Here is a 16979-nt window from a genome sequence, read left to right as displayed (position 1 = left end):
ATATGTCACAGGAAACAATACAAAGAGCAATACAAAAAGCAAAAGAGCAGGTCATGTGGGGATGCAGGACCATGGTGGACAAGGGGTATGCATTGGGTACAGCAGGCAATATCAGCGCCAGGGTGGAGGGAGAACCATTGTTTGTCATTACCCCGTCAGCCAGACCGTATCTCACGATGAAGCCGGAGGACCTGGCTGTGGGGGATATGGATGGAAATGTGGTGTCGGGACCCTATAAGCCTTCCATTGAATTTTCCATGCATTTGGGTATTTATAAGGAAAGACCGGAGGTTAACTGCATCGTGCACACACACTCCAAATTTGCCACGGCTGTCAGCGCCATGGACGGTGTTGAGAAGGTGCCGGTCATTGACATTGAGGGCGTGGTGTATCTGGGCGGGGAGATACTGGTGGCCCCGTTTGCACCTCCAGGATCCGGTGAGCTGGCAGCGCATGTAAGGAATACCATTGGGACAAACGCAGGCCTGCTCATGGCCAGCCATGGCGCCATCGGCACAGGTCTTACCATGGAAGATGCCATGATATCCAGCGACAATGTGGAGAGGGCCTGTGAAATGTATCTGGCAATCCTGGGGGCAGGGCGCCAGGTAAGGAAACTGCCTGAGGATTATATGGAAATGGCAAAGAAAAAGTCGCTGGTAAGAAGAAATGTAGTTTTATAGAATCAGGAGGGGCATATGGAAAGAAAGGTTGCGGTAATCCATACCACAGTTGTTACCTGCGACGGCATCAACAGCAGGCTTAAGGCGCTGGTACCGGACGCCGAGGTGATGAACATTGTGGATGATAGTCTTTTAAATGATGTGAAAAAGGAAGGAATGCTGACAAAGGAGGTTACCAGGCGGCTTTTAACATATGCTCTTGAGGCACAGGACTGGGGAGCAGAGCTGATTCTTAACGCCTGTTCCTCGGTGGGGGAGGGAGTGGATGTCATAAGACCCCTTTTAAAGATTCCTTACCTTAAAATTGATGAACCAATGGCCCGCAGTGCAGTGGAAAAGGGTGAAAAAATAGCTGTATACGGCACGGTGAAAACCACGCTGGAGCCAAGTGCGAGGCTCATAAGCCATATTGCAGAAGCAGAGAAAAAGAAGGTTGTGGTGGATTCCTATTTGGCTTCCGATGCGTTTGAAGCGCTGACAGTGGAGAAGAATCAGGAAAAGCATAATCAGATACTGGAAGCGCTGATTCGGGATACGGGGAAACAGTATGATGTTCTGGTCCTGGCACAGGCCAGCATGAGCGTATTGATTCCATGTCTGGCAGATATCACAAAACCAATCCTGAGCAGCATGGATTCAGGTGTGGAGGCAGCCGCCAAGGCGTTAAAGGGTTTATAAGAGAGGTTAAAGTATGATATTAGGATGTGTGGCAGATGATTTCACAGGGGCCAGCGATGCCGCCTCCTTTCTTCAGGCAGGAGGCGCAAATGTGATACTCAGCAACGGGATACCTGAGAGGGAGGATGAGGATATCTTGGAAGCCCAGGCAGTGGTCATAGCACTGAAAACCAGAACCTGTCCTCCCGGCGAGGCGGTGGACCGGAGCATGGCTGCCTTTTCCTGGCTGAAGGCCCATGGGGCACGTATGCTGTATTTTAAATATTGTTCCACCTTTGATTCCACGGAAAATGGAAACATAGGCCCGGTTCTGGATGCAGCCCTAGAACGGTGGGACATACCGTACACGCTTTTATGCCCTGCTCTGCTGGAAAATGGAAGAAGCGTGAAGGATGGTAAGCTGTATGTCAATGGAGTACTGCTGGAAGATAGTCCGATGAAGGATCACCCTCTGAACCCAATGAGGGATTCCAGGCTAAAGTACCTGATGGAGAGGCAGAGCCGCTACCCCTGCTTTAACCTGGGGGCAGGTGAACTGGAACGGGGGTTCAGGCCTTACGAGAAACCAGGGCATTATTACCTGATCCCGGATTATTATGAAGAGAAGCACGGGAGAATGATTGCTAAACAATACGGGAATCTTCCGCTTTTGTCAGGCGGATCCGGTCTGCTCAGGATGATTGCCCGTACATGGGAACCGGATGAGGAGAGGAGTGTTCTCACACCGTCCCGTTGTGCGGCTCCTGTCATACTGGCTGGAAGCTGTTCTGAGGCTACCAGGACACAAATCAGGTATTATGAGTCAAAGGGCGGTGCTTCTTTGCGTATCCATCCCCTCCGGTTTGTGCAGGGCATCCAGACAATGGAACACATCAGGGCATTCCTGGAAGAAAATAAAGATCAGGCAGCGCTGGTGTACACTTCAGCGCCGCCTGATGAGGTAAATCGTATAAAAGCAGAGTGGAGGGAGTCATATCCGCCACTGGAACATTATAACGAGGAACTATTGGCCGGAACAGCCGCCTATGCCTTGGAATCTGGAAGAAAAAGAATCATAGCAGCAGGAGGGGAGACGTCAGGCGCCGTTATGCAGAAGCTGGAAATGCACACCTTTCATATCGGACGGTCCATTGCTCCGGGGGTTCCGGTTATGTATCCTGCGGAACAGGAAGGGATGGAGCTGATTCTTAAGTCCGGCAATTTCGGCCAGGAGGATTTCTTTATCCGGGCTGCAAGGGACATCTGAGCCGCCCTTAATGCGTCAGGCCGCCAATCTGTCAGGCTGCCAATTCGCCAGGCCGCCAATCCGCCAGGCCGCCAATCCGTCAGGCTGCGATTAGTCCGCCGTCTCCGCCCCGCAGTTCATCTCTTCTTCCATACCCCGCATTCTGCGAAGCTCCCTGGTAACAAATACCAGGGCCAGGAGGGCAGCCATTAAATCAGCAACCGGTGCAGAGTACATCACGCCCTCAATGCCGAGGAACATGGGAAGGACCACAATCAGGGGCAGAAGGAAGATAATCTGCCTGGTAAGGGAGATGAAGATACCCTTTGCCGCCTTTCCGATGGACGTAAAGTAATTAGCCGTGATAGGCTGGAGCCCGTTTAAAAATGTGAAGAACAGGAATATGCGGAAGTATTGTTCCGCAAAGTGAAAGTATTCCTCGCTGCCTGAGCCAAAGATGCCGATGATTTGCCTGGGTATCAGCTGGAAGCACAGGAAGGACAGGGTGGAAATCATGGTTGCGATGAGCACAGCTTTCAGATAAGCCTCTCGGACCCGCCTGAATTTCCTGGCGCCGTAGTTAAAGCTGACAATAGGCTGTAATCCCTGGGACAGACCGATGACCAGGGAGAAGAATATCATGTTCACCTTGGTTATGATGCCTGCGCAGGCCAGGGGAATCTCACTTCCATAGTGGGATTGGGCTCCGTAATAGCGAAGGATGTTGTTCATTACAATCTGTACCACCATCATGGCCATCTGGTTAAAGAAGGGGGCCATACCCAGGGCGGCAATGGCCTTCATATGGGATGGAACAGGCACAAGAGAGCCCAGGGACAGGCGCACTGTCTTAAACCGGGTCAGGTATACAATGACCATGATGCCGGATATGATCTGCCCGATGATGGTAGCCAGTGCGGCCCCCGCCATCCCCATGTGGAAGCCGAAGATAAACAACGGGTCCAGTATGGTATTGAGGACGGCGCCCGTGAGAGTACACATCATGGAAAAACGGGGACTGCCGTCTGCGCGGATCAGGTTGGAGCCGCCTGTGGTCAGGATAAGGAATGGAAATCCAAGGGACGTGATGCCGGTATAGGTCAGTGAATAGTCCAGAACATCCGGAGTGGCCCCAAATACAATCATAAGCGGTTTCAGGAAAAGCCTGACCGTGAGACATAGGAGGATTCCAATGGCAGCCAGCATAAATACAGCGTTGCCTGCATAGCGTGTGGCTTCCTCTTTTTCGCCGCTGCCAAGGGACAGATTAAAATTGGCAGCCCCGCCGATGCCGCACATCAGGGAGATGGCAGTACAGGTGATGGTAAGGGGAAAGGCCACGTTGGTGGCAGCATTTCCCAGCATACCCACGCTTCTTCCTATGTAAAACTGGTCTACAATGTTATACAGGGCGCTGACCAGCATGGCTATGATGCTGGGTATGGCAAACCGGGCCAAAAGCTGGTTCACGGGCAGAATACCCAGTGGATTTTCTTGAGTTGATGAAGATTTCATAAGCTACCTCGTCTTTCGTAAATAAAAGAAGACTCCCTGTCAGTTTGCGAATGACAGGGAATCACATGTATCATTGGTATAATTATACTACCCGATTCCTCCAAATACAATTCCCAAAACAAAGACCGCCGCCGTTAAACCGCAGAACAGATAGGATGTCATGAAAGAAAACCAGGGTCCTATGGGACGCAGACGGCCTTTTTCCACTTCTTTTTTCGCATAGTCCGATCCAAATACCCAGAAAAACATGATACCGGCCAAACCTGCTCCAAGAGGGCAGATATAGATGGATACAAAATCCATCCACCCGGATACAATGCCCTGGATGCACAGTCCGATGGCCAGGGCGGCAGCCGTTATTACGGAGACAGATGTCCTGCGGCTGAGTTTAAACTGCTGCTGTAAAGCGGCAATGGGGGCCTCGAACAGATTAATCAGGGAGGAGATCCCGGCAAACAGTACGGCTGTGAAGAACACGATAACCAGGACACGGCTTCCGGGCATGGATTTAAAAAGGTTGGGAAGGTAAATGAAAATCAGTCCGGGTCCGCCTTCATCCAGCCCGGAACCCGCAGTTGCCATGGCCGGGATGATGACAAGAGCAGCAAGCAGGGCTGCCAGGGTGTCAAAAAGGGCTACCTTCCATGCTGCATTGGTCACATCCTCCCGGTCATCCAGATAGGAGCCGTAGATTAAGGTGCCGTTTCCTGCCAGTGACAGTGAGAAGAACGCCTGTCCCAGGGCGAATACCCATGTCATGGGATCTGCCAGGCCTTTAAGGTCAATCCGGAAGATATAGCGGTATCCATCCGCGGCAGAGGGCTGGAACGCCATGTAGACAGCCAGTCCCAGGAACAAGAGGAAGAATAGGGGCATGATTATTTTGTTGATTTTTTCAATACCGCCGGATATGCCCAGTACCATGATGATAAAGGTGATAACCAGTCCAACAGTCTGCCAGAAATTATTTCCGAAGGATCCGGCCATGGAACTAAAAGCAAGGGCAAAGCCGTCCACATCGCCGGGAGCCAGTGTAGTGCCGGTCAGAGAACCCGCGCTGTAGCGGAGGATCCAGCCCACGATGACAGAGTATCCGATAGCCAGGGACAGGGAGCCCAGAACCGGGATATATCCGATGGCTTCTCCCAGACGCCGTCCTTTTCCCCTGCTGGCCATGGCCTGGCCAAAGGCGCCTATAGGTCCGGAGCGGGCGGCGCGGCCGAATGCCATTTCCCCGATAACGCCGGAAAGGCCTATCATAATGACAAAGAGGAAATAGGGAAGCAGAAAGGTTCCGCCGCCGTATTTGGAGACTCTGGCGGGAAACATCCATATATTGCCCATTCCAACGGCGGAACCGATGCAGGACAGGATAAATCCCCAATTTGTTTTCCAGGAATCCCTTTGAGTGTCAGTTGAGTTAATCACGTAAAACCTCCAAAGTTGGTGTATGTAGTCCGCTGCTCCGCATACAGTTCAGCATGCGAGGCAGCGTCGTGTTTTATCTTTTATTTCTGGTTCTGTACAAACTGCTTATCAAACTCAGGATTGAAGTAGTAAAAATTCTTTTCATCCAGCTTGGACTTTATCTTTTCCAGCGCCTCCCCGAAACGCTGGAAATGCACGACTTCCCTGGCCCGGAGGAATTTAAGGGGTTCTCTTACCTCCGGGTTTTCAATAATGCGGATCAGGTTGTCATACGTGGTCCTGGCCTTCTGTTCTGCCGCCAGGTCCTCATGAAGGTCTGTGATGGCATCGCCTTTGGACTGGAATTCGCAGGCATTAAAGGGAACACCTGCAGCAGCCGTAGGCCAAAGAGCCGTGGTGTGGTCGATATAATAGGCGTCAAAGCCTGCTGTCTTGGCCTGTTCCGGGGTCAGATTCTTGGTCAGCTGATAGATAATGGCGCAGATCATTTCCAGATGGGCAAGCTCTTCTGTGCCAATATCTGTCAGCAGTCCGCCCACTTCCTTGCATGGCATAGTGTAACGCTGGGAAAGATAACGCATGGAAGCAGCTAATTCGCCGTCAGGACCGCCGAACTGGCTGATAATCAGGGACGCTGTCTTGGGACAGGTCTGGGTAATTTTTACGGGAAATTGTAACCGTTTTTCATAAGTCCACATGGTCAGACACCTCCTTATTTTAATGTTCCGGGCAGTCCCATGGCAGAGGTCCGTCTGACCAGGTAAAATGCTTCTGGCCGGGATACTTGGTATGGGATTCGGACTTGTTATTGGTTTCAGGGCAGACACAGTTCAGGGTAAGGGGTTCATATTCCTTGGCAAAGGAATCCAGAAGCTGTTTTCTCTGGGCCATGGCCTGGCTGAACGCGTCTAATGCCTGGCCGTCTGTTGGGTGGGTATCCAGATACAGGTTCAGGTCATTGACAACAAAACTTATCTCATTAATCTGCTGAAGCAGCTGGCAGCGGTCAGGCATTTTTTTCACCTCCTACTATAAAAAACGGCAGATCCAGGCAGGGAAAAATAGTTCCCTGTTTCAGGGCTTTGGATGGCTCATAAGGTGTTTCCCAGGGCTGCATGGGAACAGTGGCAATGGCCAGCTGTACTCCTGGTCCGGGAGCGGGAAGCTCTTTGCTGCACCCGCATTGTGATGCAGGAACTTTGGCGTCGCAATTGCATAAATTCATATGATTCACTCCTTTCTGTTGATTGGCCTTGTACAGGCTTCATGATTAGTATGAGCCTGATGCGTTTTTTTAGGTTATTTAAAAACTGTCAGTATATCCAGAAATCGTCGGAGTGTTTTTAAATGGGATTTTTTGCTGAATCCGTATTTCTAAAGTTGAACGTGCAGTATGTTTTTCCGGTTGTATCGGCAGCAGAAAGATAGAGTGAATCCTGATTTAGAATTGATTAAGAACAAGCGCAGAAGCAAGAATTTCTAATACTGGCAGTAAATGAATGTTTGATTGTCCCTGCCTTTCAACATAAAATTTTTAAAAATGAGGCTATGTTAAAGTAGTTCGGTGCCCGGACTTGCGTCCTGAGCACCGATGTATCTGCAGTCTGACATGATACAGGTATCATGTCTCATGTTTCCCGCCTGCTGTATGGGGCGCTGTATTCCCCTTACCGCTCGGCAGTCTGCTGTTCCCCGCGTATCCGGCACACCGCACGGCCCTCCTGGGCATCCAGGGTCAGTGTGGCACCGGACCGGCTTACATCATGGATCTTTACAATGTCAGCCAGTTCCTGGGATTCGCCGGGCAGAATATCCTTCAGCACCTCAGGATATCTGGTGAGGAGTTCAGGGCGGTACAGCCTGGTCTTGCTGTTGTCATTGATGGCGCCGTAATACACATCTGCCTCCACCATGTCCTGGAACATGTGGCTGCCGTAGGAAAGATCCGGGTGGTAGCCTGCCTTTCCGTAAGCCACCTCGCAGATGGCGCTGAACTGGCTGATTTCCGCATAGACCACGGGTACGCCTAATTCAGGGGACGAGGTTCCGATGCGGCCGGGCACCAGCAGCATCAGCTTCTTATCCGTATCCTCAAAATGCTGGTTGATGCGGCTGATTAAACGGGCCACGTCCGGCTTCTTGGCATATTCGTATTCATAGTATTTCTGGGGATCCACCCACACAATGTAGTCGATGGGTTCCTCCTTGGACCGGCGCATGGACGTTCTGCGCACGTCAAAGAGAAATTCGTGGTCCACGCCGTCCGGTATATGTACCTGCTCGGATTTGGCGGTCTGAAGGGGACGGCATTGCAGCAGGTTCAGCCTCCACATGCCTTCCTCCGGACTGGTGACGGCAAACTCCACATCCACCGGGCGTTCATATTCTTTCTCCAGCATCTTCATGAGGGTGCGCATCATCCGTATGAATTCCAGATTGTCCACCAGGCCCTGGCAGTCCCCAAAATAGATGGTTCTGTATATATGGCGCTCGGCCAGCATGTCCTCGGCGTCCGTATCCCTGCTCAGCACCATTTTCTTCTGCCATTTGGGAAAAAGGTCCAGTATTTTTTCCAGGGACTTGGTGCAGAGAGACTTGGTTCCAAAATCCAGGACATCCACCTTGCGCTGAGAAAATTTGTGGCGTTCAGCCAGGGTGGTCCTTAAGTTGGCCTGCGCCCTGTCAAGGCCGATAAGACGGGGGTAATCGCCGGGCGTCCTCTCCACAGCCCTGGTCCCCAGCCCCATGACCATGCGCAGCATTCCTGCTTCCGGGTTCAGGTGCTCCATCCATTTATAAGGGTTATAGGAACAGCCCATACCGGCAGCCACCGGCATATAGAGGTCGCCGTACTGCTGCCCGGCCACCTGCTGAATCAGCAGGGCCATCTGTTCATCCACATCCAGCAGGTGGCGTTTCCTGCGGTATTCAATGGCCTGTTCGTTCATGGTGCTGGCGTATACGCGGCGGATGGCTTCCTCCAGTTCCTCCATCCGTTCCTCCTTGGTGCCCTGGTTCATACAGAAGATAGATTCGTATTTGCCGGAGAATGCATTGCCGTATCCGTCCTCCATGATGCTGCTGGAACGGACAATGATTGGGGTGGTTCCGTAGTGGTCCAGCATATCGCTCAGCTCTTCACGTATATCTTCGGGCAGAGAACCGCCCCGCAGCCGTTTGGTCAGTTCCTCGGTCTCCTTAAAATGTTCCTTTTCCAGACGGTGTCTGGCCTTTAACTCCGCACAGCGGTTATATACCAGATACCGGTAGAAAACATCCGTGCCGATGAAAAAGGAGTTATGGGGTTCCACATGCCCTGCGTACTCCGGCATGTTGAGTTCAATCAGCTTCCTGGCAACCAGCAGGCCGCAGGCCTTGCCTCCAATTACGCCCCCGCCGATTTTGCGCATCCAGACCCTGCGGAAATCCTCCTCTGTGAAATGCTTCAGTATCAGCTGTTCCATGTGGCTCTCCGTGGTCATGAGCCGGTTGCAGATACATTTTTTTTCTTCCCTTGTCAGGTTTTCCTTTTTAAGGATTTCTGGCCATCCAACCATTTTTCTTACCCCCTTCTGTATTTTTATTTGCTGAAAAAATGACACTTATAACACTTATAAGCATATGATTATACATACTTCTCCGAGTTTTTCTCAATTCCCGGAATTGCCATTTTGATAAATTCAATCATGCTCCGGGTCAGGTATTTATTTTTTTTATAATACAGGTAAACATCTCTTACTGCCTCGGGGTCGTCAATCTTATAATATATGATATCCGGGTTTTCCGGAAGGCATTTGACCACGGTGTCGCTGACAAATGAGGCGCCCATGCCGTACTCTGTCAGGTGATAGGTGGTTAAGAGCTGGTTCAGCTTTAAGGTATAGTTTAACTGGATTCCTGCCCGGCCCAGTATGGCGTCCACACGTTCCCTGGTATCATTGTGGGACCGCAGCATGACAAAGGGCTCATCCTTGAACTTCTTTAGGGATACGGCCGGAAAGGTATCGTTCTGGTGAAGGCAGCGCTTTATGTCGGAAGCCTTAAGCTGGTATTTTACCGCTCTCCGGTTGCTGTCAAAGGAGGAGGGAACAGCCAGTAGCAGGCGTTCCTCCATGAAGCGCTCCTTTTCGTAGATGCCAGCGTCCAGCAGATAGTTGTCTATGATAATGTCCAGTTCCCCGGCAAAGAGCTTTTGCTCCAGCAGCGGGGTGTGTCCCTCAAACAGGTTCAGCTTCACGTGAGGGTAGGCCCTGCGGAACTTATCAATGATGGGTGGAAAAATGAAGGATGAAAAGAGATAGGTCCCGCCCACGGACAGACGGCCTGTTTTCAGCTCCTGGAGATTGCCCACATAGTAGGCGAACTCATTTTCCAGGTCCATGATTTTCTCGGCGGTCTTGATGTATTTCTTGCCGCATTCCGTCAGCTGGATGGGGCTGGTGCTCCGGTCAAAGAGGGGCATGCCTATCTTTGTCTCAATCTTCTTAATCATGGAACTGAGGGCCGGCTGGGATATGTAAAGGTTCTCAGCAGCCTTGGAAAAGCTCTGTTCCTTATAGACTTCGTATACGTAATTCATCCCGCTGAACATAGCTGCACCTCCTATAAGTTTTTGATTATATGTTTTATTCAAATATAAATATTTGTTTTTATTCTAGGATATTTTTATAATAAAGGCAAGAACAAATATATCTGACTAATGTTTGATGCGGAGGCCATGAATGAGACATGTAACGGAATATTCCAAACAGGAACTGAATGATATGTTAAAAGAGCTTACCATACAGTTCCAGGAAGCCAAGAAATTGAATTTGAAACTGAATATGGCCAGGGGAAAACCCGCAGCAGCCCAGTTGGATATGAACATGGGCCTGTTGGAGTTTCCAGAGGGCTGTACGCTGGAGGACGGTACAGATGCAAGGAATTACGGCGTTTTAGAAGGGATTCCTGAATGCAGGCGTCTGTTGGGCCAGCTTTTGGGCCTGAAGCCGGACCAGATTATAATAGGAGGTAATTCCAGCCTGAATCTGATGTTCGACACCATGGCGTTCCACTGTCTTTTCGGAACACAGGGAGAAAAGCCATGGAGCTTCTATGCATATGAGGGCAGTCCTGTGAAATTCCTTTGTCCGGTCCCGGGGTACGACAGGCATTTCCAGATTTGCGAGGAGCTGGGAATCCAGATGATTCCGGTCCCGCTTCTGGAGGACGGACCTGACATGGAGATGGTGGAAGCCATGGTAAGGGAGGATGCTTCCATCAAGGGAATCTGGTGCGTTCCCCTTCATTCCAATCCTCAAGGGGTATGCTACAGCGACCGGGTGGTGGACCGCTTGGCGTCTATGGAGACGGCTGCCCCGGATTTCAGGATATTCTGGGACAATGCCTACGGTGTGCACCATATTTATCAGGAAGTGCCCCTCAAAAATATCCTGGATGCATGTGAGGCCGGCGGCCATCCAAACAGGGCTTACTATTTCTTCTCAACCTCCAAGATAACATTTCCGGGGGCAGGTATTTCCCTTATTGCTTCAGGACCGGACAACATGAAGGAGTTTAAGGGCCATATGTCCTCACAGACCATTGGACATGACAAGCTGAACCAGCTAAGGCATGTGCAGTATTTCAAAACGCCGGAAAACATCCGCGCCCATATGGCGGATCTGGCAGAGGTGCTGAGGCCCAAATTTGACATGGTGTTAAACCGTCTGGAGGAGGAACTGGAAGGCAGCGGACTGGCAGTGTGGAGCCGTCCGAAGGGAGGCTATTTCATCTCCCTGGACACGCTTGCAGGATGTGCAAAGCGCACCGTGCAGCTGGCTAAGGAGGCAGGTGTCACGCTCACAGGCGCAGGCGCAACCTATCCCTACAAGAGGGATCCGCAGGACAGAAATATCCGCATTGCTCCCACCTATCCCACGCCGGAAGAGTTAAAATCAGCCATGGACATATTTATTCTGTGCGTTAAGATAGCGGGAATCGAGTCAGTGGTGAATCAGGGGAACTAAGTATTGGGATACTATAAACAGGCAGCAGCCGGGCAGAAAAGGAGAACAGGTATGGAGAAACTATATAATCCTTATGACAATGTGTTAAAGGTAGTAAAGGAAGCAGCCGATATACTGGGCTATACGGACAGTGACATAGAGGCCATTAAGTACCCGGAGAGGGAACTTAAGGTTGCGATTCCGGTGCGGATGGACGATGGGACAACGAAGGTATTTGAGGGATACAGGGTGCAGCACTCCACATCCCGCGGACCGGCCAAGGGCGGAGTGCGTTTCCATCCTGCGGTAAATCCTGACGAGGTCAGGGCCCTGGCAGCCTGGATGACATTCAAGTGCGCAGTGGTGAATATTCCTTACGGCGGCGGCAAGGGCGGCGTTGTCTGCGACCCCAATGAGCTGTCTGAAAATGAAATCCGGGCAATCACCAGAAGATACACGGCAGCCATTGCTCCCCTTATTGGGCCGGAACAGGATATCCCGGCTCCTGATGTAGGTACCAATGCGGCTGTTATGGGCTGGATGATGGATACCTACAGCATGCTGAAGGGCCACTGCATCCACGGCGTGGTTACAGGCAAGCCAATCTGCCTGGGAGGCGCCCTTGGAAGAAATGAAGCCACGGGACGGGGCGTCATGTATACCACAAAAAATATACTGAATAAAATGGGAATTCCGGTTCAGGGAACCACGGTAGCCATTCAGGGAATGGGAAATGTGGGCAGCATCACAGCCAAGCTGCTTCACAGGGAAGGAATGAAGATCATAGCGGTCAGCGATGTATCCGGTGGAATCTGTAATCCGGAAGGACTTAACGTACCGGCTATCCTGGAATACCTCTCCCTTAACAGAAAGAATCTGTTAAAGGATTACAATGAAGAGGGAATGAGCCGCATTACCAATGAGGAACTGCTGGAGATGGATGCCAGGGTACTGGTGCCAGCGGCCCTTGAAAATCAGATTAACGCTTCCAATGCACATAAAATCCGTGCGGAAATCATCGTGGAGGCTGCAAACGGCCCGGTGGCCGCAGACGCTGACGGGATACTCCAGGAAAGAGGCATTACTGTTGTGCCTGATATCCTGGCTAATGCAGGCGGCGTAGTAGTTTCTTATTTTGAATGGGTTCAGAATATACAATCCGTGAGCTGGACCGAGGAAGAAGTCAACGAGAAGCTGAAGGATATCATGGATCCTGCGTTTGAAGCAGTATGGGATATTGCAAAGAGACAGAATGCCACACTGCGCACCGGCGCTTACCTGATTGCCGTGAAGCGGGTAGTGGAGGCCAAGGCGGCAAGGGCAATCTGGCCATAAAGCGAATCACAGAAAAAATCATAGAATTTCCGAATAGCAGCAGTTACACAAAGACCAGGCACTGGGGATGCCTGGTCTTTTACTGTGTATAAAGGGGGATAAAATGTGTGAAAGGGGGAGGGCCCTTTCGGTTTCTGCAACAATTTATTTGCTGTGTTTTTCTTGCTTACAGGACACATTATAATACAGGTATATTGCAAAAACCATTGTCAGAAGACAAAGAAATATTGCAATTAGCACAAGCTGTGTTAGAATAGGGTTAAACGCACCTGCGGCTTGCGGCCGCGCAGGGCAGGGACGGCTGGGGACAGCCGGTATTTTTAAGGAGGAGATCCATGTACCAGGAAGAAAGTTTTAAGACGCAGAGGGTGGTATATGCCCATACGCGCAGCGATGAAGGGGATATGGAGTATAAAATGCACTGCCATGATGTATATGAGGTTTATTACATGATTTCAGGCAACGCAGAGTATCTGCTGGAGGGCAGGACCTACACACCCAGGCCCGGAAGCCTGATTATCATACCGCCGGGCTGTTTTCACGGGTTAAGGGTGCTGGATTCGGATGAATATAACCGGATACGTCTGCACTTTGCCGCCGAACTTCTGCAGGAAGAGGAACAGGCTCTTTTGCTGGAGCCTTTTGGAACCGGATGGTGCTGCTATGAGGAACAGTTTCAGCTGGAGTGGTATTTTCACTCCCTGGAGGAGTGTGGAAATTATGGAAAAGATTTACAGGATATTGCAATCCGCACACGGGTTCTGTCTCTTTTGACCAAGATTTTTGCAATATATAGGGAGGCTTCAGGAACTTCCAGGGGAAAGGAAGGACAGGTCCAGGAAATCATCCGCTATATCAACCAGAATCTGTCCGCTCCGCTGAGCCTGGAAGGGCTGGCACAGACCTTCTATATGAGCAAAAATCATCTCACAGCTGTATTTAAGAGGGCCACGGGAACCACGGTGGCCCGGTACATCCTATATAAGCGCATGGCCATTGTGAGAAAAGAGCTGTCAATGGGGGTGCCGGCAGCAGAGGCAGCGTCCAGAGCGGGATTTGGAGACTACTCCAGTTTTTTCAGGGCTTACAAAAAAATGTTTGGATGCGCGCCCTCTGATAAAAGCGCGCCGGGAATGCCTGAGATGGATAAGGGAAGTATGGTTTGAGAATGCGCGGGGACTCAAAAATAAGGTTTAAGAATGTACGTAAATAAATTCTTGACAGGAAAAAAATACCATGATATTATCAATTAAACCTATAGAAATAGTAGGAATTAAGAGACGGAGGACAATATCATGGGAGAGAAGCGTAAGAGATCAGACAGACATTTTAAATTTGAGACAACCCAGCTTCACGGAGGTCAGGAGCAGCCCGACCCTTCAACAGGGGCAAGGTCGGTACCGATTTACCAGACATCATCGTATGTATTTGATAACTGCGACCACGCGGCGGCACGATTCAATCTCAGCGACCCGGGAAATATATACAGCCGTCTTACCAATCCTACCCTGGATGTATTTGAACAGAGAATGGCGCAGCTGGAAGGCGGCGTGGCAGCCCTGGCCACGGCTTCCGGGGCTGCGGCCCTGTCCTATACCTTCCAGAACCTGACACGGGCAGGGGATCATATTGTGTCTTCCGGCCATATATACGGCGGCACCTACAATTACCTGGCCCACACCTTTCCGGAATACGGGGTGGAGACTACATTTGTGGATCCGGCTGATTTAGAGGCGGTAGAGGCAGCTATCAGGGATAATACAAAGGCTGTCTTTATAGAGACACTGGGAAACCCTAATTCCGATATCGCTGATATAGAAAAAATTGCTTCTATTGCACACCGGCATCAGATTCCTTTGGTAATAGATAATACCTTTGCAACGCCGTATCTTGTCCGTCCCATTGAGTACGGTGCTGACATCGTGGTACATTCAGCCACAAAGTTCATCGGCGGTCATGGAACTGCGGTGGGCGGCGTGATTGTGGACGGCGGAAGGTTTGACTGGGCTGCTTCCAAAAAATTCCCGGGACTTTCAGAGCCAAATGCCAGCTACCACGGAATCCGTTTTGCCCAGGATGTGGGAGCGGCTGCCTTTGTCACCCGGATACGGGCCATTCTTCTAAGGGATACAGGGGCGACCCTCTCACCCTTCCACGGCTTTTTGTTTTTACAGGGGCTGGAGACACTTTCCCTGCGGGTGGAACGCCATGTGGAAAACGCGCTTAAGGTGGTGGAATATCTGAATGCGCATCCCCAGGTGGAGGCGGTCCATCATCCCAGTGTGAGCCGGGATCCGATCCAGCAGCAGCTTTACAAAACGTATTTCCCCAGGGGAGGCGGCTCTATTTTTACGTTTGAAATAAGGGGCGGGGCTGAGAATGCCAGGAAATTCATCGACAACCTGGAACTGTTCTCCCTTCTTGCCAATGTGGCGGATGTAAAGTCACTGGTGATCCACCCGGCCTCCACCACCCATTCCCAGATGCATGAGAAGGAGCTTCTGGAACAGGGAATCCGTCCCGGTACCATCCGGCTGTCCATCGGGACAGAACACATTGACGATATTTTGGAGGATTTGGAGGAAGCGTTCCGGTCCGTATAGCATTCCGGTTCATTTCGTATTCCGGTCCATTTCGTACTCCGATCCGTTTAGCAAAGGTGGTTCAGATTAAATCCATGGGTACGGCCGGGGCTGCGTGCAGGGAAAAAATCAGCAGGTGAAAAACAGCAATACAGATTGAAACGCCGCGGGAATAAGGCTATAATGGATAGAAAATACACCGCTAAGGAGAAGGACATGGATTACAGGACATATTTGAAAAATTATCCGGATAAGGACGGCCGTTTCGGCGCTTACGGAGGCGCTTATCTTACAGAGGAGCTGATACCGGCTTTTGAGGAGATCGCGGATGCATACCAGACCATCTGCCATTCTTCCCAGTTTATCAATGAGCTGAGACGGATTCGCAAGGAATTCCAGGGAAGGCCCACTCCTGTTTACCACTGCGAACGCCTGTCCGGGAAAATAGGAAATTGCCAGATATATCTGAAACGGGAGGATTTAAACCACACAGGAGCCCACAAGCTGAATCACTGTATGGGGGAAGGACTTCTTGCAAAATTCATGGGTAAGAAACGCCTCATTGCAGAAACCGGAGCAGGGCAGCACGGGGTGGCCCTGGCCACGGCAGCCGCGTTTTTCGGTCTGGAGTGCGAGATTCATATGGGCGAGGTGGACATAGCAAAACAGGCGCCCAATGTCACCAGGATGAAGATTCTGGGGGCAAAGGTAGTGCCGGTTACCCATGGCCTTAAGACACTGAAGGAGGCAGTTGACTCAGCCTTTGAGTCCTATGCCAGAAATTACAAGGATTCCATCTACTGTATCGGATCTGCCCTGGGCCCCCATCCCTTCCCGCTTATGGTCAGGGATTTCCAGTCTGTTGTGGGATATGAGGCAAGGGAACAGTTCCTTGAAATGACAGGCATGATGCCGGACGAGGTCTGCGCCTGCGTGGGCGGAGGCAGCAATTCCATCGGTATGTTCATACCTTTCCTGGATGACCCGGTGGATATCACAGGGGTGGAGCCGTTGGGAAGAGGCGAGACGCTGGGAGATCATGCAGCTTCCATGAAATTCGGTGAAAAGGGAATTATGCATGGATTTGAGAGCATTATGCTGAAGGATGAAAAGGGAGAGCCTGCTCCTGTATACTCCATTGCCAGCGGACTGGATTATCCGTCTGTGGGGCCGGAGCATGCATTCCTTCACGATCTGGGCCGGGTTAAATACGATACGGTAAGCGACGAGGAGGCTATGGAGGCATTTTTCAAACTTTCCAGATATGAGGGAATCATACCGGCAGTGGAAAGCTCCCACGCGGTGGCATATGCCATGCGCAGGGCAAAGGAGATGCGGCAGGGATCCATTTTGGTGTGCTTAAGCGGCAGAGGCGATAAGGATATCGACTATGTGGTGGAGCACTATGGTTATGGGGATCAGTTTATGGATTAATTTGGCGGGGAGGCCGGAGGGCCTCCTGTCTGATTCGGAGAAGATGGAGAGCAGAGCCAGAAGGCGGTGGGGGTTCATGATGGTCTTGCTTTCAGGGCAGTATGGATTGAAA

Annotated in this window: 15 protein-coding genes; 8 read left to right on the top strand and 7 right to left on the bottom strand. The window is 51.0% G+C overall.

Annotation, left to right across the window (positions count from 1 at the left end; genetic code table 11):
* Positions 1–2 precede the first annotated feature (2 nt).
* From CGC65_RS30440 to otnK, 3 genes are read left to right on the top strand one after another with little or no spacing between them, the layout of a single operon-like run.
* Complete coding sequence (locus CGC65_RS30440) at positions 3–683, top strand: class II aldolase/adducin family protein (protein ID WP_002569268.1); 681 nt, start codon at positions 3–5, stop codon at positions 681–683.
* A 15-nt stretch (positions 684–698) separates the two neighbouring features.
* The gene (locus CGC65_RS30435; protein ID WP_002569267.1) at positions 699–1361 is read left to right on the top strand and encodes an aspartate/glutamate racemase family protein; all 663 of its coding nucleotides are present in this window, start codon (positions 699–701) and stop codon (positions 1359–1361) included.
* Between the two features lie 13 nt (positions 1362–1374).
* Complete coding sequence (gene otnK / locus CGC65_RS30430; protein WP_002569266.1) at positions 1375–2607, top strand: 3-oxo-tetronate kinase; 1233 nt, start codon at positions 1375–1377, stop codon at positions 2605–2607.
* Between the two features lie 90 nt (positions 2608–2697).
* On the opposite strand, the gene CGC65_RS30425 is transcribed toward otnK, so the two are convergent.
* From CGC65_RS30425 to CGC65_RS30395, 7 genes are all read right to left on the bottom strand, one after another.
* The gene (locus CGC65_RS30425) at positions 2698–4101 is read right to left on the bottom strand and encodes an MATE family efflux transporter (RefSeq protein ID WP_002569265.1); all 1404 of its coding nucleotides are present in this window, start codon (positions 4099–4101) and stop codon (positions 2698–2700) included.
* 87 nt (positions 4102–4188) lie between these two features.
* On the bottom strand, positions 4189–5529 hold the full coding sequence (locus CGC65_RS30420; protein WP_002569264.1) for a sodium-dependent transporter: 1341 nt from the start codon (positions 5527–5529) through the stop codon (positions 4189–4191).
* A gap of 80 nt (positions 5530–5609) precedes the next feature.
* Positions 5610–6227 carry a manganese catalase family protein gene (locus tag CGC65_RS30415; RefSeq protein WP_002569263.1) on the bottom strand — a complete coding sequence of 206 codons (618 nt, stop codon included), beginning with the start codon at positions 6225–6227 and terminating at the stop codon, positions 5610–5612.
* Between the two features lie 19 nt (positions 6228–6246).
* Positions 6247–6543, bottom strand: a complete 297-nt coding sequence (locus tag CGC65_RS30410) for a spore coat protein CotJB (protein WP_002569262.1) — start codon at positions 6541–6543, stop codon at positions 6247–6249.
* Complete coding sequence (locus tag CGC65_RS30405) at positions 6536–6754, bottom strand: spore coat associated protein CotJA (RefSeq protein ID WP_002569261.1); 219 nt, start codon at positions 6752–6754, stop codon at positions 6536–6538. Before CGC65_RS30405 ends, CGC65_RS30410 begins: the two co-directional genes overlap by 8 nt.
* A 442-nt stretch (positions 6755–7196) precedes the next feature.
* A complete protein-coding gene (locus tag CGC65_RS30400; protein WP_002569260.1) occupies positions 7197–9086 on the bottom strand; it encodes a PEP/pyruvate-binding domain-containing protein in 1890 nt (629 codons plus the stop codon).
* Positions 9087–9154: 68 nt separating this feature from the next.
* Positions 9155–10120, bottom strand: coding sequence for a LysR family transcriptional regulator (locus CGC65_RS30395; protein WP_002569259.1), 966 nt, complete (start codon positions 10118–10120; stop codon positions 9155–9157).
* 130 nt (positions 10121–10250) lie between these two features.
* On the opposite strand from CGC65_RS30395, the gene CGC65_RS30390 reads away from it, so the two are divergent.
* The 5 genes from CGC65_RS30390 (at position 10251) to trpB (ending at position 16867) form a co-directional block, all read left to right on the top strand.
* Positions 10251–11537, top strand: coding sequence for an aspartate aminotransferase type Ic (locus CGC65_RS30390; protein ID WP_002569258.1), 1287 nt, complete (start codon positions 10251–10253; stop codon positions 11535–11537).
* Positions 11538–11588: 51 nt separating this feature from the next.
* On the top strand, positions 11589–12851 hold the full coding sequence (locus tag CGC65_RS30385; protein ID WP_002569257.1) for a Glu/Leu/Phe/Val family dehydrogenase: 1263 nt from the start codon (positions 11589–11591) through the stop codon (positions 12849–12851).
* A gap of 335 nt (positions 12852–13186) precedes the next feature.
* Positions 13187–14017, top strand: a complete 831-nt coding sequence (locus CGC65_RS30380; RefSeq protein WP_002569256.1) for an AraC family transcriptional regulator — start codon at positions 13187–13189, stop codon at positions 14015–14017.
* 129 nt (positions 14018–14146) lie between these two features.
* A complete protein-coding gene (locus tag CGC65_RS30375) occupies positions 14147–15454 on the top strand; it encodes an O-acetylhomoserine aminocarboxypropyltransferase/cysteine synthase family protein (RefSeq protein ID WP_002569255.1) in 1308 nt (435 codons plus the stop codon).
* Between the two features lie 195 nt (positions 15455–15649).
* Positions 15650–16867, top strand: a complete 1218-nt coding sequence (gene trpB / locus CGC65_RS30370; protein ID WP_002569254.1) for a tryptophan synthase subunit beta — start codon at positions 15650–15652, stop codon at positions 16865–16867.
* Positions 16868–16979: the final 112 nt, after the last annotated feature.

Origin of the sequence: Enterocloster bolteae, assembly GCF_002234575.2 — a bacterium.
Lineage (GTDB): Bacteria > Bacillota > Clostridia > Lachnospirales > Lachnospiraceae > Enterocloster > Enterocloster bolteae.
The sequence above is the reverse complement of the archived record's forward strand: the minus strand, read 5'-3'. Positions and strand labels throughout refer to the sequence as shown.

Bases quoted from the DNA above. Each gene is read 5' to 3' on its own strand.
- otnK (WP_002569266.1), top strand. From the start codon at position 1,375: ATGATATTAGGATGTGTGGCAGATGATTTCACAGGGGCCAGCGATGCC.
- CGC65_RS30405 (WP_002569261.1), bottom strand. From the start codon at position 6,754: ATGAATTTATGCAATTGCGACGCCAAAGTTCCTGCATCACAATGCGGG.
- CGC65_RS30380 (WP_002569256.1), top strand. From the start codon at position 13,187: ATGTACCAGGAAGAAAGTTTTAAGACGCAGAGGGTGGTATATGCCCAT.
- CGC65_RS30375 (WP_002569255.1), top strand. From the start codon at position 14,147: ATGGGAGAGAAGCGTAAGAGATCAGACAGACATTTTAAATTTGAGACA.
- CGC65_RS30410 (WP_002569262.1), bottom strand. From the start codon at position 6,543: ATGCCTGACCGCTGCCAGCTGCTTCAGCAGATTAATGAGATAAGTTTT.
- CGC65_RS30425 (WP_002569265.1), bottom strand. From the start codon at position 4,101: ATGAAATCTTCATCAACTCAAGAAAATCCACTGGGTATTCTGCCCGTG.
- CGC65_RS30400 (WP_002569260.1), bottom strand. From the start codon at position 9,086: ATGGTTGGATGGCCAGAAATCCTTAAAAAGGAAAACCTGACAAGGGAA.
- CGC65_RS30415 (WP_002569263.1), bottom strand. From the start codon at position 6,227: ATGTGGACTTATGAAAAACGGTTACAATTTCCCGTAAAAATTACCCAG.
- trpB (WP_002569254.1), top strand. From the start codon at position 15,650: ATGGATTACAGGACATATTTGAAAAATTATCCGGATAAGGACGGCCGT.
- CGC65_RS30395 (WP_002569259.1), bottom strand. From the start codon at position 10,120: ATGTTCAGCGGGATGAATTACGTATACGAAGTCTATAAGGAACAGAGC.
- CGC65_RS30440 (WP_002569268.1), top strand. From the start codon at position 3: ATGTCACAGGAAACAATACAAAGAGCAATACAAAAAGCAAAAGAGCAG.
- CGC65_RS30390 (WP_002569258.1), top strand. From the start codon at position 10,251: ATGAGACATGTAACGGAATATTCCAAACAGGAACTGAATGATATGTTA.
- CGC65_RS30435 (WP_002569267.1), top strand. From the start codon at position 699: ATGGAAAGAAAGGTTGCGGTAATCCATACCACAGTTGTTACCTGCGAC.
- CGC65_RS30385 (WP_002569257.1), top strand. From the start codon at position 11,589: ATGGAGAAACTATATAATCCTTATGACAATGTGTTAAAGGTAGTAAAG.